The organism is Streptomyces griseobrunneus (assembly GCF_046713465.1).
GTDB lineage: Bacteria > Actinomycetota > Actinomycetes > Streptomycetales > Streptomycetaceae > Streptomyces > Streptomyces microflavus.
Map to the genome: position 1 here is coordinate 2006800 of NZ_CP177080.1, position 18065 is coordinate 2024864.

Consider the following 18065-nt stretch of genomic DNA (forward strand, 5'->3'; position numbering starts at 1 on the left):
GGGGTGCGGACATACGCATACGGGGGCCGTCCACTCGGGCAAGATCGACCTCTTGGCGGATTGGGGCGCTTTCCATGACACCAACGCTCGTCCGGAACCTCCGGGACGCGGATCCCTCCGCGCCGGCGGACGCCGGTACCCGTGCCCGCGACTGGGCCGAGATCCAGGAACGCATGCTGGCACCGCTCTACGAGGCGGTGTACGACCGGCTCGAAGTCGGGGCCGCCACCCGGATGCTGTCGCTCGGCTGCGGCTCCGGGCTCGCCATGCTCGTCGCGGCGGCCCGGGGGGCGCATGTCACGGGCGTGGACTCCGACCGGGAACGCCTGGCGCTGGCCCGTGCGCGGCTGCTGCCCGACGAGGGCGCGGAAGGTGCGCCCGCGCACCGGGCCCGGCTGCACGACAGCGGGCTCCCGGCGGGCGTCGGCGCGGACGGGGCACCGTACGACCTGATCACCGTGTTCGAGCCGATCGGCTGCGCGGCCGGTGACTCCGAGGGGCTGGTGCCGACGCTGGAGTCGGCGCTGCCGCTGGCCGCCCGGGGTGCGACCGTCGTGCTGACCGGCTGGGGCCCGCCGGAGCGGTGTGCCACGGCGCCGGTGCTGCGGGTCGCGGCCCGGCTGGCGGAGTCCACGCGCCCGCCGCGCCCCGGCGGGTGGCGGCCGACCCTCCGGGACGATCTGGAGGACGTTGCCGCGCGGGCGGGTCTGAAGCCGGACGGTTCGGGGCGGGTCTCCTGCCCGTTCGGGTACGCGGATCCGGACAGCGCGGTGCGCGGGCTGCTGTCGACCGGGCTCTTCGACGCCGCCGTACGCGCCACCGACCGCTCCCAGGTGGAGAAGGAGGTCGCGGAGGCGCTGCATCCCTACCGGCGCCCGGACGGCACGGTGTGGATGCCGAACGTCTTCCGCTACCTGGTGTGCACGACGTGACCTGAAAGCCGCTCCGGACATGTGTAAGGGGCGCCCTTTCTCAAGGGCGCCCCTTACACATGTCCGCTGTCGCCGGTCAGCCCATGAACTTCTTGAACTCGTCCGGCAGCTCGAAGTTCTTGTCCTCCTGGGCGGGGAGCCCGAACGCGCCGCCCTGGGCGGCCGCCTGCTCGCGGCGCTCCGCGGCGGCGGCCTCCTCGGCCTTGCGCTTCATCGGGTTGCCGCTCTTGCGCTTGCCCTTGGCCTGCTTGATCTGCTTCTTCTGGCGGCCGGGGCCGCCGCCCATGCCCGGCATCCCCGGCATCCCGGGCATGCCGCCGCCCTGGGCCATCTTCGACATCATCTTGCGGGCCTCGAAGAAGCGCTCCACCAGGCTCTTGACGGCGGAGACCTCGACGCCCGAACCCTTGGCGATACGGGCCCGGCGCGAGCCGTTGATGATCGTGGGCTCGGAGCGCTCCTTCGGGGTCATCGACTTGATGATCGCGGCGGTGCGGTCGATGTCGCGCTCGTCGATGTTGTTGATCTGGTCCTTGATCTGCCCCATGCCGGGCAGCATCCCCAGCAGCTTGGAGATGGAGCCCATCTTGCGGACCTGCTCCATCTGGGCCAGGAAGTCGTCGAGCGTGAAGTCCTTGCCGCCCTTGCTGGAGGACAGCTTGGAGGCCATTTTGGCGGCCTCTTCCTGACTGAACGTCTTCTCCGCCTGCTCGATCAGGGTGAGCAGGTCACCCATGTCGAGGATGCGGGAGGCCATCCGGTCCGGGTGGAACGCGTCGAAGTCCTCCAGCTTCTCGCCGTTCGACGCGAACATGATCTGCTTGCCCGTGACATGGGCGATCGACAGGGCCGCACCGCCGCGGGCGTCACCGTCGAGCTTGGAGAGCACCACGCCGTCGAAGCCGACGCCGTCGCGGAAGGCCTCCGCGGTGTTGACCGCGTCCTGACCGATCATCGCGTCGACGACGAAGAGGATCTCGTCGGGGCTGACGGCGTCGCGGATGTCCGCGGCCTGGCTCATCAGCTCCTGGTCGATACCGAGGCGGCCCGCGGTGTCGACGATGACGATGTCGTGGACCTTGGCCTTGGCGAACTCGATGGAGTCCTTGGCGACCTGGACCGGGTCGCCGACGCCGTTGCCCGGCTCGGGGGCGTACACCGCGACACCGGCGCGCTCGGCGACGACGCTCAGCTGGTTGACGGCGTTGGGGCGCTGGAGGTCACAGGCGACGAGCAGCGGGGAGTGGCCCTGGCTCTTGAGCCAGAGACCGAGCTTTCCGGCCAGCGTCGTCTTACCGGCACCCTGGAGACCGGCGAGCATGATCACGGTGGGCGGGTTCTTGGCGAACCGCAGCCGCCGGGTCTCGCCGCCGAGGATGGAGACGAGCTCCTCGTTGACGATCTTGACGACCTGCTGGGCGGGATTCAGCGCCTGGGAGACCTCGACGCCGCGCGCCCGCTCCTTCACATTGGCGATGAAGGCCCGGACCACGGGCAGGGCGACATCGGCTTCCAGCAGGGCGATACGGATCTCGCGTGCCGTGGCGTCGATGTCCGCCTCGGACAAGCGGCCCTTGCCCCTGAGGTTCTTGAAAGTCGCGCTAAGGCGGTCGGAGAGAGTATCGAACACGGCGCTCGTCGGTCCTCAGGGTCGGGGGCGGGGCAGGTCAATCGCCCTCCAGGGTATCCGTCCCCCGGAGAACACCAAGCCCTCGGCCGGATCCGGAGCCGGGCGAGGGCTTGATGTGGGTGTCCTACGAGTCAGCCGAGGGCCTTCTCGACCTCCCGGGCGACCTCGGCGGCCCGGACCTCCGGCAGCGGTTCGCCGTCGGTGCCGGTGACGTAGAAGGCGTCCACGGCATTGGCGCCGAGTGTGGAGACATGGGCGCTGCGCACCTGTACCGAGCTGCCCTCCAGGGCGTTGCCGATCCGGTGCAGCAGCCCCGGGGCGTCCTGGGCGCGGACCTCGATGACGGTGGCGCGGCGGGAGCCTGCCGCCGCCACGGTGACCCGGGGCGGCGGGGCCTTCACGCCCCTGCGGCGCGGGTAGGCGGCCTCCCGCTCCGCGAGCCGGGCCCGGATGTCCAGGGAGCCGTCCAGGGCGCGTACGAGGTCGGCGCGGAGCCGGGCGGCCTGCGGGAGGGACCCGTACTCGGCCGCGACCCGCCAGCTGAGCAGCAGCAGGTCCGCCCGCTCGCCCAGTTCGTTGGGGAGCTCCACCGCACGCAGGTCGGCGGCGCGCACGGTGAGGCGGTGCAGGGCGAGGACTCCGGCGGCGGCGGGCAGGACGCCGGGGCGGTCGGGCAGGGCGATGAGCAGCTCGACGCCGACGGGTTCCACCTCGCCTTCCCCGGCGGGCTCCTCCGGGTGGGTGTGCAGGGTGAGGGCGGGTTCGCCGGTGCGCAGGGCCTCGATCGCGAGGCGTTCGTGCTCGGCGCTGGGCGCGGCCTCCTCCGGTTCCTCGGGGGTCTCCCCCGCGAGGACGGCGGCGACGCGCTTGACGAGGTCGGTGACGAGGGAGGCCCGCCAGGTGGACCAGGCGGCGGGCCCGGTGGCGAGCGCGTCGGCCTCGGTGAGGGCGTGCAGCAGCTCCAGGGTGGAGGCGGTGGAGACGGCCTCGGCGACCGACCGCACGGTGGCGGGGTCGTCCAGGTCGCGCCGGGTGGCGGTCTCGACGAGCAGCAGATGGTGGCGTACGAGGGTGGCGATGACGCCCACGTCGTGCTTGTCGAAGCCGATTCGGGTGGCCATGTCCCGGGCGATGACCTCGCCGGCCACCGAGTGGTCGCCGGGCCAGCCCTTGCCGATGTCGTGGAGGAGGGCGGCGACCAGGAGGAGGTCGGGGCGGTGGACGCGGCGGGTGAGGGAGGCCGCGCGGACGGCGGTCTCCACCAGGTGCCGGTCGACGGTCCAGGTGTGGACGGGGTTGCGCTGGGGGCGGCAGTGGACGCGTTCCCAGTCGGGCAGCAGCCGGGTGATGATCCCTTCCGCTTCTAGCGCCTCCCAGACGGCGATGGTGGACTCCCCCGCGCCGAGCAGGGTGACCAGCTCCTCGCGGGCCTCCGGCGGCCACGGGACCGGCAGCGGCCGGACGGTGGTGGCGAGGTGGCGTACGAGGTGGCGGGAGAGCGGCAGCCCGGCCTCGGCGGCGGCCGCGGCGGCGCGCAGCGTGAGGACGGGGTCGCGGTCGGGGCGGGCGGCGCGGGCGAGGACCACTTCGCCGTCGGCCTCCACCACGCCGTCGGCGAGCGGGGCGCGCTCGGGGGCGGGTTTGGCGGTGACCCGGCCGCCGCTGAGCATGGCGCGGAGCCGGGGCCGGACCGAGCGGGCGCGCAGGACCCGGTTGACCTCGCGCCAGGTGACGTCGGTGGCGTACGAGACCGTCCGGGCGGCCTCGTACACCTGGCGCAGCAGCGCGTCGGCGTCGAGCAGGCCGAGCGCCTCGGCGACCTGGTCCTGTTCCTGGAGGGCGAGGCGGTCGGTGGCACGGCCGGTGGTGAGGTGGAGGGCGTCGCGGGCGTCCAGGAGGATGCGGCGGGCCTCGGTGAGCCCCTCGCGGGGGGCGTCGGCGACCCAGGACGCGGCGACCGCGCGCAGGGCGGTGGCGTCGCGGAGACCGCCGCGGGCCTCCTTGAGGTCGGGTTCCAGAAGGAACTGGAGCTCGCCCATCCGTTCCGCGCGCTCCTGGCAGAGCTCGTGGAGGGCGGGGAGGCGCTTGGGCGCCTGGTTGCGCCAGTCCGCGAGGATCGCGGTGCGCAGGGAGGCGACCAGGCCGAGGTCGCCGGCGACCGGGCGGGCGTCCAGCAGACCGAGCTGGACCTTGAGGTCCTCGCCCGCCGTCTTCCGGGCCTCGCCGGGGGTGCGTACGGAGTGGTCGAGGGCCAGGCCCAGGTCCCAGACCGGGTACCAGATGCCGTCCGCGAGGGCGGCGACGGCCGCCGCGTCGGCGCTGCCGTCGTGGAGGAGGAGCAGGTCGAGGTCGCTGCGCGGGGAGAGTTCGCCGCGCCCGTAGCCGCCGACGGCGACGAGGGCGGCGCCGCGGACCCCGGCGCGTGTCGCCGCCGACGTGAACAGGCCGGTGAGCCAGTCGTCGGTGAGGCCGGCGAGGGCCGCACGGCGCGGCGGCCCGGACCGCGCCTCCTGCTGGAGGAGGCGCAGCCGGGCCGCCGCGTAGCCGCTGGGTCCCGAGTCTTCGCTTTCGGTGATCGCTTCGGTGCTCGTCACCCAGATGCCTTCCGTTCGGTGGGGCCGTCGGTCAGAGGGCGTCCGGGCCGCGTTCGCCGGTCCGGACTCGGACGGCGGTCTCGACCGGGACGCTCCAGACTTTCCCGTCACCGATCTTGCCGGTTCGGGCGGCCTTGACGACGACCTCGATGAGCTGTTCGGCGTCCTCGTCCTCGACGAGGACCTCGATGCGGATCTTGGGGACCAGGTCGACGGTGTACTCGGCGCCCCGGTAGACCTCGGTGTGGCCGCGCTGACGCCCGTAACCGCTGGCTTCGGTGACGGTGAGCCCCTGGACGCCGAAGGCCTGGAGGGCCTCCTTGATCTCGTCCAGCCGGTGGGGCTTCACGACCGCGGTGATGAGCTTCATGCGTCCACCTTCTTTGCCTTCGGTGCTGCCGTCGTGTCCTGGGCGGGGGCGGTGGTGCGGGAGACCGTGCCGCCGCCGGCGCCGCTGAAGTCGTATGCGGTCTCGGCGTGCTCGATCTGGTCGATGCCGGAGATCTCCTCGTCCTCGGAGACCCGCATCCCGATCGTCTTGTGGAGCACGAGGGCGATGAGGCCGGAGACGACCAGAGAGTACGCGAGGACCGCGACGACCCCGACGACCTGCTTGCCGAGCTGGTCGACACCGCCGCCGTAGAAGAGGCCCTTCGCGTCGGACTGGACACCGCCGGTGGCGAAGAAGCCGACCAGGATGGAGCCGATGACACCGCCGACGAGGTGGACACCGACGACGTCCAGGGAGTCGTCGTAGCCGAACTTGTACTTCAGGCCGACGGCCATGGCGCACAGGACACCGGCGATGGCGCCGACCGCGATGGCACCGAGCGGGGAGACGGAACCACCCGCGGGGGTGATGGCGACGAGACCGGAGACCGCGCCGGAGGCGGCGCCGAGGGTGGTGAAGGAGCCGTGGCGCAGCTTCTCGTAGGCGAGCCAGCCGAGGACGGCGGCGGCGGTGGCGACCTGGGTGTTGAGGAACATGACCGCGCCGACGCCGTCGTCGTTGCCGAGCCAGGATCCGGCGTTGAAGCCGAACCAGCCGAACCACAGGAGGGCCGCGCCGAGCATGACGAGCGGCAGGCTGTGCGGCCGCATCGGGTCCTTCTTGAAGCCGATGCGCTTGCCGATGACGAGGATCACGCCGAGGGCCGCGGCACCCGCGTTGATGTGGACCGCCGTACCGCCGGCGAAGTCGATGACGCCCATCTCGAAGAGCCAGCCGCCCGCGCCCCAGACCCAGTGGGCGACGGGGAAGTAGACGATGGTGACCCACAGGACGATGAACAGCGCCCACGCGGAGAACTTCACGCGGTCGGCGAGCGCACCGCTGATCAGGGCCGGGGTGAGGATGGCGAACATCAGCTGGAAGGCGGCGAAGACGTACACCGGGATGGTGTAGCCGTCCCAGAGCTCGGTGACGCCGATGTTGCTGAATCCGACGTAGTCGGAGCTCCAGCCGATGACAGAGCCGACGTCGGAGCCGAAGGCGAGGCTGAATCCGTAGAGCACCCACAGGATCGTGACGATCCCGAGGCTGATGAAGCTCATCATCAGCATGTTCAGGGTGCTCTTGACGCGGACCATGCCTCCGTAGAAGAAGGCCAGGCCGGGGGTCATGAGCATCACCAGGGCCGAGCAGATGAGCATGAACCCGGTGTTGGCGGCAGACAGCTCAGGGGCGTCTGCGGCAAGCGTCGTGATGCCTGGGGGCATCGGCGTCTCCTCGTCGTCGGAGCGGCCGCGGCGTGCGGGGGAAAGCTGCGGGACCACTGGGAAGGTGCGGGCCGGTCAGGGGATGTCCGGCGGATCATGGCCGGACACTCTCTGTGCGCCATGAGATTGGCGGAGCGCCGTTTCCGGGGAAGCCGCACGATGTTTCGCGAGCGTGACGAAGAGGTGGTGCGTGTTACGTCGGAATGAATCCCGGGTGGCGGGTCCGGTGCCCTGCCTACCATGCAGCCCACGCCGCATACGGTCCGGTTGAAACGCCGCCGGGTACCCCTGGGGGCCGTACAGCGGTGCCGTAAGACGCGAACCGGCCACGGCTCCTCTCCGGGTGACCAGGCAATGGGGGAGCCGAGTCGGGCTGTACGGAGAGGGTGCCGCGGCCGGGGCCGGTGGTGCCGGGTCAGACCGCTTCGGCGGTCTCCGGCAGCTGTTCGCTGAGCAGGTCGGTGAGCCGGGCGACGTCGGCGACATCGCCGAAGTCCCTGGCAGCGGTGTCGACGGTCTTGCGCAGGCGGGTGTTGACCCGCTCGGAGCGGACCTTCCTGGCGATCTTGAGGGCCTGTCCGGCCAGCACGGTGGACTGCTCGGGCTCGCGCTGGAGCAGATGGACGGTGGCCATGCCGATCAGGTTGAGCGCATAGGAGCGCTGGTGCTCGTCGTCCTCGCCGAACAGCTCGACGGCCTTCTCCATGACGGGCTCGGCGAGCGAGGCGTAGGTGGGGCTGCGGCCGGCGACATAGGCCAGGTCACGGTAGGAGTGGGCGTTCTCCCCGTTGAGCTCGGCCTCGGAGAAGAAGCGGATCCAGTCGGGCTCGGGCTCCCCGTCCAGTCCCGCGTCGAGGAAGGTGTCCTCGGCCATGCGGACCGCGCGCTTGCACTTGCTGGGCTGGCCCATGTTGGCATAGGCGCGGGCCTCCATCGCATACAGCATGGCCTGGGTGCGGGGGGTGGCGCAGTCGCGGCTGCCGTACTGGGCGAGGTGGATGAGCTCCAGGGCGTCGTCGGGGCGGCCGAGGTGGATCATCTGGCGGCTCATGCTGGAGAGCACATAGCTGCCGAGCGGCTTGTCCCCGGCCTCCTTGGCGGCGTGCAGGGCGAGCACGAAGTACTTCTGCGCGGTGGGCTGGAGGCCCACGTCGTAGCTCATCCAGCCCGCCAGCTCGGCCAGCTCGGCGGCGCAGCGGAAGAGGCGCTTGGCGGTGGGCCCCGGCTGCGGCTCCTGCAACAGGTCGGTGACCTCGTGGAGCTGGCCGACGACGGCCTTGCGGCGCAGCCCGCCGCCGCACTGGGCGTCCCACTGCCGGAACATCGCGGTGGTCGACTCCAGCAGGTCCAGCTCGGGGCCGGAGAGCCGGGAGGGCCTGCGGGCCGCGGCCTCCGACTCCGGTTCGCCCGGGCCCCTGGCCGGGACGGGCACCAGCCAGCGCTGCATCGGCTCGATCAGCGCGGGCCCGGCGGCCAGCGCGAGCGAGCTGCCGAGGAAGCCCCGCCGGGCGAGCATCAGGTCGCTGCGGGAGAACTCGCTGAGCAGGGCGACGGTCTGCGGGCCCGCCCAGGGCAGGTCGACGCCGGCCACCGAGGGTGACTGGTGTGCGGTGCGCAGCCCGAGGTCCTCGACGGCGACCACGGCGCCGAAGCGCTCGGAGAACAGCTCGGAGAGGATGCGCGGGATCGGTTCGCGCGGCTGCTCGCCGTCCAGCCAGCGCCGCACCCGGGAGGTGTCGGTGCTGATGTGGTGGGCGCCCATCTGCCGCGCCCGCCGGTTCACCTGGCGCGCCAGCTCGCCCTTGGACCAACCACTGCGCACGAACCACGACCCCAATTGCCCGTTGGGGCGCTTACCGGCATCCGTATCGCCTGCGCCGCTGCCACTCACCGGAACGCCCCCATTCCCCATCATCCCCGTTGAATCCTTCATCGCGCGAACCACTATCAGAATGCCGTGCATCGGTGCTGTCCGTACGGGAGTTGCAGTCGATCGAACTGGAAACCGGGTTGCCCGAGGCATACCCGTGGCTGCACATTCTCCCAGGGTTCGTGTACCGACGGTAATCCTACGATCACCCCTCTCGCGAGGGGGATTGCGGAAACGCCACCATTCGCCACCCCTTCGAATGAACCCGACTCCCGCCTGGCGCGCTTGACTTGAGCCACCACGACCGATGGCGAGCGTACGGATCCACTCGGGGGCGCACGCACCGCGCCGCACCACCTCGCGCACAACGGCGCGCGCCACTCGATCGAGCTGCAGCGACGGAGGGTTACCCGAGCACTCCGGGTCGTAACCACCGATGAGTCGGACCCGTTGGAGGGGGCATGGGCTTCACGATCGGCGGCATCCGTGAGAAACGTTCCGGGGCACGGCGGCGCGGCCGCGGTGCCGAGAGCACCGCGATGGCCGAGTACACCGGGCTCTGGGGCTGGGCCGTGGTGCCCGGCACCCGGGCCCGGGCCGGCGCCTGCTCCTGCGGACAGCGGGCCTGCCCCTCCCCCGGCGCGCACCCGCTGGGCTTCGCCCGGGAGGTCCCCGCGGGCACCGGACTGGACCGTGCGGCGGACGCCTGGGCCGAGACGCCGGGCGCCTCGATGCTGCTGCCGGTGGGCCGCACCTTCGACGTCCTGGACGTCGCGGAGCAGGCCGGGCGGCGCGCCCTGGTGCGGCTGGAGCGGATGGGGCTGCCGCTGGGCCCGGTGACGGTGACGCCGACCGGCCGGGCGCAGTTCTTCGTCGCCCCCGGAGCCGCCGCCGAACTGCCCGGCCTGCTCTACCGCATGGGCTGGGACGACGCGGACCTGGACCTGCGGGCGCTCGGCCCGGGCGCGCACATCACCGCCCCGCCGTCCGACCTCGGCGGCCTCGGCCCGGTCCGCTGGCTGCGCCCCCCGGTGCTGGACACGGCCGCCGCTCCGCCGCAGGCGCGGCTGCTGCTGGGGACGCTGGCGTACGTCTGCCACCGGTCCTGAGCGGTAAGCAGGAGCACGGAAACGGCGGACGGGCGGCAGGCTCCTCGTGGGAGCCGCCGCCCGCCCGCCGTACGGGATGGTTCGGAGAGAGGCGCCTCAGTCCCCGATCAGCGCGTCGACGAAGGCGCCCGGATCGAACGGGGCCAGGTCGTCCGCTCCCTCACCGAGCCCGATGAGCTTCACCGGTACGCCCAGCTCTCGCTGGACCGCGATGACGATGCCGCCCTTGGCGGTGCCGTCGAGCTTGGTGAGGACGATGCCGGTGATGTCCACGACCTCGGCGAAGACCCGGGCCTGCACGAGGCCGTTCTGCCCGGTGGTGGCGTCCAGGACCAGCAGGATCTCGTCCAGCGGACCGTGCTTCTCCACGACCCGCTTGACCTTGCCCAGCTCGTCCATGAGACCGGTCTTGGTGTGCAGGCGGCCGGCGGTGTCGATGAGGACCACGTCGGCCCCCTCGGCGATGCCCTCCTTGACCGCGTCGTACGCGATCGACGCCGGGTCGCCGCCCTCGGGCCCGCGGACCGTACGGGCGCCGACGCGCTCGCCCCAGGTCTGGAGCTGGTCGGCGGCGGCGGCGCGGAAGGTGTCGGCCGCGCCGAGGACCACGCTGCGGCCGTCGGCGACGAGCACCCGGGCCAGCTTGCCGGTGGTGGTGGTCTTGCCGGTGCCGTTGACGCCGACGACCATCACGACGCCCGGGGTCTCGGCGCCGCCCTCGGTCCTGACCTCGCGGTCGAGCTCCGGGCCGAGCAGGGTGATCAGCTCTTCGCGCAGCAGGGCGCGCAGATCCTCGGGGGTACGGGTGCCGAGCACCCGGACGCGCTCGCGGAGCCGCTCGACCAGTTCCTGGGTGGGGGCGACGCCGACATCGGCGGTGAGGAGGGTGTCCTCGATCTCCTCCCAGGTGTCCTCGTCCAGGTTGTCCCGGGACAGGAGGGTGAGCAGCCCCTTGCCGAGCGAGTTCTGGGAGCGGGCGAGCCGGGCCCGCAGGCGGACGAGCCGGCCTTCGGTGGGCTCGGGGACCTCCAGCGCGGGCGGCGCCGGAACCTCGACGGCCGGGGCCTCCTCGGCGGGCGCGGTGGCGTCCGGGAGGCCGACTTCGTCGATGGTGCGCCGCGCTTCGTCGCGCGGCGTCTCGGCCTCCTCGCCGACCTGCGGCTCGGCGGGAGGAGTGATGGTCGGCGTGGACGGCGGCGGGGGCGGCAGCTTCCGCTTCTTGCGGCTGCCGACCACGAGCCCGCCGACCAGGCCGACAGCGGCCAGGGCGATGATTACAGCGAGGATGACGATTTCGACGAGTTCCATAACCCGTCCAGTATCGGCCACGGCCGCCGCCCGGGCACGGCCCCGCACGCCGCCCGGTGATCCGCCGAACCCCTATGCACCTTTTGGCGGTAATGCACAGGGCCCGCCCCTACACTTCTGACGGTACGTCAGCTACTGTGCGCCCCGCCCTGCCCACCCGGCGAATAGGGGACGCCCGTCATGGCCTTCACCGTGGTCCGGTTCAATCTCGTCGATCCCGAAGCCACCCCCGTGACCCTCTCGGCCCGCTACCGTGCCGCCCTGGAGATGGCCGCGTACGCGGACGAGCACTCCGTCGACACGGTGCAGACCGAGGAGCACCACGGGGTGGCGAACTCCTGGCTGCCCTCCCCGTTCACCTTCGCCGGGGCGGTCTTCGGCGCCACCCGCCGGATCGCGGTGACGGTGTCGGCGATCATCGGCCCGCTGCACGACCCGCTACGGCTCGCGGAGGACATCGCGGTGCTCGACCTGCTGAGCGCGGGCCGGCTGGTGACGGTCGCGGGGATCGGCTACCGCCCCGAGGAGTACGAGCGGGCGGGTGTGGAGTGGGGGCGGCGCGGCAGGCTCCAGGACGAGCTGCTGGAGACGCTGCTGACGGCGTGGAGCGGGGAGCCTTTCCCGTACCGGGGGCGTACGGTGCGCGTCACCCCGCGCCCGTACACGCGGCCGCATCCGATGCTCCTGGTCGGCGGCAGCTCACGGGCGGCGGCGCGGCGGGCGGCCCGGCTGGGGCTGCCGCTCTTCCCGAGCGCGCATCTGCCGGAGCTGGAGGCGTACTACCACCAGCAGCGCGCGGAGCACGGGACGGAGGGGTTCTGCATGATGCCCGCGGCCCGGACGCCGCTGCTCCATGTGTCCGAGGACCCGGAGCGGACGTGGGCGCTGTACGGGGAGCATCTGCTGCACGAGGCGCGGACGTACGCCTCCTGGCAGTCGAAGGACATCCGCTCGGCGGTGCGCTCGGCGGCCACGACGGTGGCGGAGCTGCGGGAGGAGGGCGTCTACCGGATCGTCACGCCGGAGGAGCTGGCCGGGCTGGACGCGGAGTCGCTGGTGCTGCACCCGCTCTGCGGCGGTATGCCGGTGGAGGAGGGGTGGCGCAGTCTGCGGCTGTTCTGCGAGGCCCTGGAGACGCCCGCTGCCCCGGCTCAGCAGTGAACCAGGGCAGCGCGTGAACGTATAAGGGGCTAGCCCATCTCCTCCAGCGTCTTGCCCTTCGTCTCCTTCACGAACTTGAGCACGAAGGGGATGGAGAGCACTGCGAAGCAGGCGTAGATGATGTACGTCCCCGAGAGGTTCCAGTCGGCCAGGCTCGGGAAGCTGGCGGTGATCGCCCAGTTGGCCATCCACTGCGCGAAGACGGCGACGCCGAGGGCGGCGGCGCGGAGCCGGTTCGGGAACATCTCGCCCAGGAAGACCCAGACGACCACACCCCACGACAGCGCGAAGAAGAGCACGAAGACGTGAGCGGCGACCAGGGCGACGACGCCCTGGGTCTCGGGCAGCTTGCCGTCGACGAGGTCGGCGGAGAAGGCCCATGCCTCGAAAGCGAGCGCGACCGCCATACCGACGGAGCCGACGAGGGCGAGCGGCCTGCGACCCACCCGGTCCACCAGCACCATCGCGATCACCGTGCCGATGATGTTGATGATCGAGGTGGTGAACGAGTAGAAGAACGATTCGGTCGGGTCGATGCCGACGGACTGCCACAGCGTCGCCGAGTAGTAGAACGCGACGTTGATGCCGACGAGCTGCTGGAACATCGACAGGCCGATGCCGACCCAGACGATGGGGAGGAAGAAGAAGCGGTTGCCGAGCAGGTCCTTGAAGGAGGACTTGTGCTCACGGTGCATGGCGGTCTCGATCTCCGTCACGCGGGCGTCGAGATCGATCTTGTCGCCCTCGACCTCTTCGAGGATCTTGCGGGCCTGGACCTTCTTGCCGACCGAGATGAGGAAGCGCGGGGACTCGGGGATCGCGAAGGAGAGCAGCCCGTACAGGATGGCCGGGACGACCATCACGCCGAGCATCCACTGCCAGGCCTCCAGGCCCAGGATCTTGCCGCGCTGGTCGCCGTCGGCGATCTGGAGCAAGGTGTAGTTGACCAGCTGGGAGATGGCGATGCCGATGACGATCGCGGCCTGCTGGAAGGAGCCGAGCCGGCCGCGGTAGGCGGGCGGGGAGACCTCGGCGATGTAGGCCGGGCCGATCACGGAGGCCATGCCGATGGCGAAGCCGCCGATGACGCGCCAGATCGCCAGGTCCCAGAGCGCGAACGGCAGGGCGGAGCCGATGGCGCTGGCGGTGAAGAGCACCGAGGCGATCTGCATGCAGCGGATGCGGCCGATCCGGTCCGCGATCCGGCCGGCGGTGGCGGCGCCGATCGCACAGCCGATCAGCGCGATGGCGATGACCTGGGCGAGCGTTCCGGAACCGATGTCGTACCGGTCGCGGATCGCTTCGACAGCCCCGTTGATGACGGAACTGTCGTAACCGAAGAGGAAGCCGCCCATCGCCGCGGCTGCCGTGATGAAGATGACATGGCCGAGGTGGTCCGGGTGGGCCGCTCGGGCTCCGGACTCCGGTCCGTTCGCTGCGCTGGTCACATGAACTCCTGATGCCTGGCCGCAAGTCAGACGTGGGGGGTGAGCCTTCCCAGTGGGGCACAACATCCGGCCCGCCACCACTTGAAGGCGAAATCAACTTTGCCGAGGTTATGCGTTCAAGAAACGAAGTCAAACGGTGGGTCGGAGCAGCATTTACCCAGGTCCGCACAAATGGTGCGTCGAACTTCTGATGATTCGGTAAAAAGTCGGCGGATGCGCCGACCGGGTCAGCGGAGCCGCTGACTGATCACCTTCGACACGCCGTCACCCTGCATGGAGACGCCGTACAGCGCGTCGGCGACCTCCATCGTCCGCTTCTGGTGGGTGATGACGATCAGCTGGGAACTCTCCTGGAGCTCCTCCATGATCCGGATCAGCCGCTGCAGATTGGTGTCGTCGAGCGCGGCCTCGACCTCGTCCATGACGTAGAAGGGACTGGGCCGGGCCTTGAAGATGGCGACCAGCAACGCCACGGCCGTCAGGGACCGTTCACCCCCCGAGAGCAACGAGAGCCGCTTCACCTTCTTGCCCGGAGGACGCGCCTCCACGTCCACTCCGGTGGCCAGCATGTTGTCCGGGTCGGTCAGGATCAGCCGCCCCTCACCGCCGGGGAAGAGCCGGGAGAAGACGCCTTCGAACTCGCGGGCGGTGTCCCGGTACGCCTCCGTGAACACCTGCTCGACCCGCTCGTCGACCTCCTTGATCACCTGGAGCAGATCGGCCCGGGTCCGCTTCAGGTCTTCAAGCTGCTCGGAGAGGAACTTGTGCCGTTCCTCCAGCGCCGAGAACTCCTCCAGGGCGAGCGGATTCACCTTCCCGAGTTGCTGATACGCCCGTTCGGCCGACCGCAGCCGCTTCTCCTGCTCCGACCTGACGAACGGCTTCGGCTGGTTACGGGGATGCTCCGGGTCCTCCGGCAGCTCCTCGCCCTCCGCCGCGGGCGCCGGCGGTACGAGCTGGTCGGGGCCGTACTCGGCGATCAGACCGGCGGGCTCCACGCCGAGCTCCTCCAGGGCCTTGGTCTCCAGCTGCTCGATGCGCAGCCGCTTCTCGGCGCCCAGCACCTCGCCCCGGTGGACGGAGTCGGTGAGCTTGTCCAGCTCCCCCTTGAGGTCGCGGCCCCGGCCCCGCTCGGCTGCCAGCTCGCGTTCCCGCTCGCCCTTGGCGGCCTCCGCCGAGGTCCGCTCCTGATCCGCCCGTACGAGGGACACCTCCACGTGCGCCAGCAGCTGACGGGCGCCCGAGGCGACGGCGGAGGCCACCTCTGCCTCGTGCCGCAGCCTGGCCCGGCGCTGTTCGGCGCGGGCGCGGGCCTCCCGTTCGGTGCGGGCGGCCCGGTCGAGCCCGTCGGCGCGCCCGGCCAGCGACTTCACCCGTTCCTCGTGGGTACGGGCCTGGAGCCGGGCCTCCATCTCGGTCTGGCGGGCGTTGGCCCCGTCGGCGGCGAGCCGGTCCCGTACGGAGGTGTCGGGCTCCTCCTCCACCGGCGCCTCCTCGGCGACCAGCAGCCGTTCGGCCAGCTCCTCGGCCTCCTCCACCGCCCGCTCCAGGGCCTCCTGCGCGCGGGCGGCGGAGGCGGTCATCCGCTCGGCCTCGCCCGCCGCCGCCCGGGCCTGCCCGGAGAGCCGGCCTAGCTGCTGGGCGACGCCCGACTTCTCCCGCTCGGCCGCCCGCCGCCGCTCCCCCAGCTCCTCGACGAGCGCGGCCCCCTCCGTGCGCCGCTCCCCCGCCAGCCGCTGGGCCTCGGCGAGCTCCTCGCACCGCACCGCGAGGTCGGCCAGCTCGGCGGCGGCCTCGTCCACGGAGGCCTGCACCTCCAGGAGGCTGGGCGCCCCGGCGGACCCGCCGTGCGCGAAGTGGGCGGAGAGCACGTCCCCTTCACCGGTCACCGCGGTCAGCCCGGGGTGCGCGGCGATGAGTTCCTCGGCTTCTTCCAGCGTCCCGACGACCACCATGTGCTGTACGAGGCGGTGGACGGCGGTCATCAGGGCGGCGGGCCCCCGCACGAGGTCGGCGACGGCGGGTGCGGCGAGGGCGGTGGCGCTCTCGGCACGGCCGTGCGGCAGAGCGACGGCGTCCGGGGCGCCGGGTGCGGCGGGTGTGGACTGCGCGACTGGCGCGCCGGGCGCGGATTCCGTGCTGGCGTGTGCACCGGCCTGCGCGGGCAACGGGCCGGGGGCGGCGGGCACGCCGGCGGAGGCGGTTGTGCCGGTTGTGCCGGCGGAGACGACAGGTGCGCCGGGGTGCACCGGACCGGTCCCGCGCGCTTCCTCCCGCACGCGTACGTGTTCACCGGACTGCTCCGGTACGTGATGGGGCCGGGCCTCCGAAGCGCCGGCGGCCACCGCGCCCAGCAGCATCGCCGCGCGCCCCGCGTCCCGTTCGCGCAGCAGCCGGATCGCGTCGGCCGCCGTGGCCGGGTCCGCGACGGCAACCGCGTCCGCCGCCGTACCGAGGGCGGCCGCTACCGGGACCTCGTACCCGGGCTCGACGGTCAGCAGTTCGGCGGCGGGGCCGAGGAGTCCGGCCAGCCGGTCCCGGGCGCCGAGCAGCGCCCCCGTACCGTCCTTGCGGCGCAGCCCCAGGGCCAGCGCCTCGTGCCGGGCCGCGACCGCCGCCCGCCTGCGCTCGGCGGCCGTCGCCTCCTCGCGGGCGGCGCTGTGGGCGGCCTGGGCCTCGGCGAGTGCCTGCTTGGCCTCCTCGTGGCGGGCGGTCAGCTCCTCGTCGTCCGCGTCGAGGCCTTCGACCTCGGCCCTGAGCTGCTCGTACTCCTCCTGGGCGGCGTGCGCGCGCTCCTGCGCCTCGTCGCGGGATGCGGCCAGCCGGTCGATCTCGGCCTGCGCCGAACCGGCCCGGCTGCGGGCCGCGTTGACCTGACCGTTCAGCCGGGCCAGCCCTTCGCGCCGGTCGGCGATGGCGCGGGCGGCGTCCTTGAGCCTGCGCTCCTCGGCGGCCAGCTCGCGCTCCAGGTCGGCGCGGTGGGCGACGGTGTCCTCCAGCGCGTGTTCGGCCGCCTCCAGGGCCGCCGTCAACTCCGCCTCCTGCTCGCGGATCCGGGCCGCCTCACGCTCCAGGTCCTCCGGGTCGCGGCCCCGGCGCTCCTCGGCGGGGGCTTCGGTGGCGCTCCTGACCCGGGCGTCGGCCAGGGAGATCGTGCCGCGTACCCGCTCGGCGAGCTGCGACAGCTCGTACCAGGTCTGCTGGGCCCGCTGGAGCCGGGGCGCGAGCCGACGCACCTCGCCCTCCAGCTCGGCCTCCCGGGCGAGCGCCGCCTTCAGGTCGGCCTCCGCCGCATCCTTCCGCTTCTTCAGCTCGGCCTCGTCGGCGATCTCGTCGCGCAACGCGTCGCGCAGGGTCGTCAGATCGTCCGCGAGGAGCCGGAGCCGGGCATCGCGCAGATCGGCCTGGATGACCGCGGCCCGGCGGGCGACGGCGGCCTGCCGGCCGAGCGGTTTGAGCTGGCGGCGCAGTTCGTCGGTGAGGTCCTGGACGCGGGCCAGGTTGGCGCCCATCGCGTCCAGCTTCCGGAGCGCCTTCTCCTTCCGCTTGCGGTGCTTGAGGACGCCCGCGGCCTCCTCAATGAAAGCCCGGCGGCCCATCGGGTCGGCGTGCAGGACGGAGTCCAGCTGGCCCTGGCCGACGATGACGTGCATCTCGCGGCCGATACCGGAATCGGAGAGGAGTTCCTGGATGTCCAGCAGCCGGCAGGTGTCGCCATTGATCTGGTATTCACTGCCGCCATTGCGGAACATGATCCGAGTGATCGTCACTTCGGCGTACTCGATGGGCAATGCACCATCGGAATTGTCGATGGTCAGCGAGACTTCGGCGCGGCCGAGCGGAGGCCGCCCGGTCGTCCCGGCGAAGATCACGTCTTCCATCTTGCCGCCGCGCAGGGATTTGGCTCCCTGTTCCCCCATGACCCAGGAGAGGGCGTCCACCACATTGGACTTTCCCGACCCATTGGGTCCTACGACACAGGTGATCCCCGGTTCGAACCGCAGGGTGGTGGCGGACGCGAACGATTTGAAACCACGCAGGGTCAGGGCCTTGAGGTGCACGCCGCCGGACTCTACCTTTCCCTCTCGGTTTCGGTGATGAAGGTGCAGGGCACATCAGACGGTAAGCGAGGGGGGCACGGCGGGGGCCGGGGGGTCCGGGCAAAGAAAAAAGGGACGCCGAAGCGTCCCTGTAGATCTTGGTGCGTAGAACTTGGTGCGGTCCTGCACGGCGCATCGCCACGGCAACCGGACGATGCGTTGCCGGTGATCCGGGGACAGGGCGGCCCTGTCGG

The 18065-nt window shown here is 71.8% G+C and carries 11 protein-coding genes; 3 read left to right on the top strand and 8 right to left on the bottom strand.

The genetic code is table 11. The annotated features are described in order from the left end of the window. Positions 1-74: 74 nt before the first annotated feature. Complete coding sequence (locus ACK8N7_RS08710; protein ID WP_403215109.1) at positions 75-932, top strand: methyltransferase domain-containing protein; 858 nt, start codon at positions 75-77, stop codon at positions 930-932. 76 nt (positions 933-1008) lie between these two features. Here the strand turns inward: ACK8N7_RS08710 and ffh are convergent, their stop codons facing one another. From ffh to nsdA, 5 genes are all read right to left on the bottom strand, one after another. Beyond that, positions 1009-2562, bottom strand: coding sequence for a signal recognition particle protein (gene ffh / locus ACK8N7_RS08715; protein WP_351725102.1), 1554 nt, complete (start codon positions 2560-2562; stop codon positions 1009-1011). A 131-nt stretch (positions 2563-2693) separates the two neighbouring features. After that, the gene (locus ACK8N7_RS08720; protein ID WP_403215107.1) at positions 2694-5156 is read right to left on the bottom strand and encodes a [protein-PII] uridylyltransferase; all 2463 of its coding nucleotides are present in this window, start codon (positions 5154-5156) and stop codon (positions 2694-2696) included. Positions 5157-5187: 31 nt separating this feature from the next. Beyond that, on the bottom strand, positions 5188-5526 hold the full coding sequence (locus tag ACK8N7_RS08725) for a P-II family nitrogen regulator (RefSeq protein WP_003965965.1): 339 nt from the start codon (positions 5524-5526) through the stop codon (positions 5188-5190). Then, positions 5523-6875: an ammonium transporter gene (locus ACK8N7_RS08730; protein ID WP_403215105.1), complete on the bottom strand. Its 1353-nt coding sequence runs from the start codon at positions 6873-6875 to the stop codon at positions 5523-5525. Before ACK8N7_RS08730 ends, ACK8N7_RS08725 begins: the two co-directional genes overlap by 4 nt. 415 nt (positions 6876-7290) lie before the next feature. Then, complete coding sequence (gene nsdA / locus ACK8N7_RS08735) at positions 7291-8766, bottom strand: transcriptional repressor NsdA (RefSeq protein WP_403215103.1); 1476 nt, start codon at positions 8764-8766, stop codon at positions 7291-7293. 440 nt (positions 8767-9206) lie between these two features. On the opposite strand from nsdA, the gene ACK8N7_RS08740 reads away from it, so the two are divergent. Next, on the top strand, positions 9207-9854 hold the full coding sequence (locus tag ACK8N7_RS08740; RefSeq protein WP_500441778.1) for a bifunctional DNA primase/polymerase: 648 nt from the start codon (positions 9207-9209) through the stop codon (positions 9852-9854). A 96-nt stretch (positions 9855-9950) separates the two neighbouring features. Here ACK8N7_RS08740 and ftsY read toward each other — a convergent pair whose 3' ends face one another. Further along, complete coding sequence (ftsY, locus tag ACK8N7_RS08745) at positions 9951-11162, bottom strand: signal recognition particle-docking protein FtsY (protein ID WP_403215099.1); 1212 nt, start codon at positions 11160-11162, stop codon at positions 9951-9953. A gap of 180 nt (positions 11163-11342) precedes the next feature. Between ftsY and ACK8N7_RS08750 the strand changes: the two genes are divergently transcribed. Next, entirely contained in the window at positions 11343-12323 is a 981-nt protein-coding gene (locus ACK8N7_RS08750) for an LLM class flavin-dependent oxidoreductase (protein ID WP_403215097.1), read from the top strand. 29 nt (positions 12324-12352) lie between these two features. Here the strand turns inward: ACK8N7_RS08750 and ACK8N7_RS08755 are convergent, their stop codons facing one another. Together ACK8N7_RS08755 and ACK8N7_RS08760 are read right to left on the bottom strand one after the other, a co-directional pair. Continuing rightward, on the bottom strand, positions 12353-13771 hold the full coding sequence (locus tag ACK8N7_RS08755; RefSeq protein WP_403215095.1) for a sugar porter family MFS transporter: 1419 nt from the start codon (positions 13769-13771) through the stop codon (positions 12353-12355). 227 nt (positions 13772-13998) lie between these two features. After that, on the bottom strand, positions 13999-17832 hold the full coding sequence (locus tag ACK8N7_RS08760) for an AAA family ATPase (RefSeq protein WP_500441781.1): 3834 nt from the start codon (positions 17830-17832) through the stop codon (positions 13999-14001). Positions 17833-18065 lie beyond the last annotated feature (233 nt).